This is a genomic window from Kitasatospora sp. NPDC007106 (assembly GCF_040634455.1).
Classification (GTDB): Bacteria; Actinomycetota; Actinomycetes; order Streptomycetales; family Streptomycetaceae; genus Kitasatospora; species Kitasatospora arboriphila.
This window is the reverse complement of the sequence record NZ_JBEYFP010001122.1, coordinates 1-1,654: the sequence shown is the minus strand read 5'-3', so window position 1 is coordinate 1,654 and position 1,654 is coordinate 1. Positions and strand designations below refer to the sequence as shown.

Annotated in this window: 2 protein-coding genes and 1 pseudogene; 2 read left to right on the top strand and 1 reads right to left on the bottom strand. The window is 71.8% G+C overall.

Features of this window, described 5'->3' with window-relative positions:
* Window positions 1-487, bottom strand: a 487-nt coding sequence (locus ABZ641_RS36365) for a DUF885 family protein (RefSeq protein WP_359988784.1), incomplete at its 3' end; no start/stop codon positions are given.
* A 48-nt stretch (window positions 488-535) separates the two neighbouring features.
* On the opposite strand from ABZ641_RS36365, the pseudogene ABZ641_RS36360 reads away from it, so the two are divergent.
* Both ABZ641_RS36360 and ABZ641_RS36355 read left to right on the top strand, forming a co-directional pair.
* Window positions 536-694: pseudogene (locus ABZ641_RS36360) on the top strand (DUF664 domain-containing protein); the annotation flags it as partial.
* A 205-nt stretch (window positions 695-899) separates the two neighbouring features.
* The gene (locus tag ABZ641_RS36355) at window positions 900-1,568 is read left to right on the top strand and encodes a hypothetical protein (RefSeq protein WP_359988782.1); all 669 of its coding nucleotides are present in this window, start codon (window positions 900-902) and stop codon (window positions 1,566-1,568) included.
* Window positions 1,569-1,654 lie beyond the last annotated feature (86 nt).

Sequence of the window (1,654 nt, the reverse complement as noted above, 5' to 3'; positions counted from 1 at the left end):
CCGCGGCCGCCTGGCGAGGTGCGGCGAGCAGGCGCCGGGATATCCCCTCGGTGAGGGTGGCGCGGTACCCGTCGAGCGCGGTGGGCAGGTTGCGCAGCCGCCCGGCCACTGCCGCCCAGTCGTCGTTGGTGGCGGTCGGCATGAAGGTGAAGATGTCCCGTACGTGGTGAACGTGCGCGCTAATGTTGCGCAGCTGGCGGAAGTTCTCGCCGGAGTCGTGCATGGCCAGTTCGGCGGTGAGTCGCTCGCGGAGCAGTCGCGCGCAGGACCGGTCGGTGGGGTCCTCGCTGGTGGGAACGGCGTCGAGCGCGGTCAGGGTGCGTCGGGCGATGTCGGCGAGCGATTCGAACCCCTCCGGGGAGAGGTCCGGCTGCCGGTCGTCGCCCGGGTGCAGACCTAGCCAGGCAGCCTCCAGCGGGTCGTGCGCGACTACTTGGTCGAGGTGGCGATCGGCGATGGTGCGTGCGGTGATCGTTTCATCCGTCATGCCGTCATCCTGGCGTAGCTGTCTTACTGGTCCTAACAGGCCGTGGTCGACGCCGCGCTGGCCGGGCACCCGGACCTGGGTGCGTGGGTGGGCAAGGAGGGGATCGCGGTCCGAGAGCTGATGGTGCACCGGGTCGAGGAGTACGCCCGTCACTGTGGGCACGCCGATCTGCTGCGCGAGCGCGTCGACGGATGGGTGGGGCGGTGATGGCTGGTCGCCGCGCCGCCTGAGTGGGACCGGGTGCGCCGACCGGGAACGAGTCCCGGCCGGTGCGCTCGGTCACGGCGACTGTGTGACAGCTCAGGTGCCGGGCGAACAACACCAGACCACTGAACCAACGAGGTTGACACTACGTCAGGTCGAGCGGTCCAATCGAGTCCGCACAGGGTCGCCGTGGCCGGGGGGTGGACGCGTGGACGTCGTGATGGCGCTCGGTTCGTTTTGTCTGCCCGCGCTGGCGGCCTGGGACGTCCTGCGGATCGCGGGGAGCGTCAGCCGGTCCGAAGCGCCCCGGTTCGGGAACCTGGTCAGCCTGGGGATCTGGAGCGGCGGCACCCTGTACGTCGGCTCGCACGGCGGCCCCGCCTTCCTGGTACCGGTCGCCTGCGTGCTGCTCGGTGCCGCCGCGCTGCTGCTGGTCGTCCCGGTGGTGCGGGCCCTCCGGACGCCGGCGCGCGGCCGGGCGATGCGCACCGGCACGTCCAGGCGGCTGTTCCGCCGGATCATCGCCACCACGCACACCGCCTCCGGCAGCCTCATGCTCGGCGTGACCGCGGACGGCGGCGTCATCCTTCCGGACAAGCCTCCGCTGGAGGACGGTGCCCCGCCGCGCGTACGGCTCACCGAAGGCTGCCCGTACTGCCTGGTCGAGAACGTCCTCGCCCACTTCCTGGAGCTGGACGCCGCGCCGTTCATCCACGCCTACCGGCACCACGTGGCGTCGGGGGAGAACCGGGTGTTCGTCGTCGGCCGCGTCGACGGCACTCCCGGGTGGACGACAGGAATGGCACCATTGGCCGGCCACGAGGTCGCGCCCGCCGTCCCCTGCCGGCACCACCGACCGGCCGCGGCGTCCGACTGACACACCGACCGAGTCGCGCGGTCAGTCCACCAGGTCGCCGGACGGGTACAGGCCGTCCCCGAGCTCGTGGACGCCGAACGGCGGAG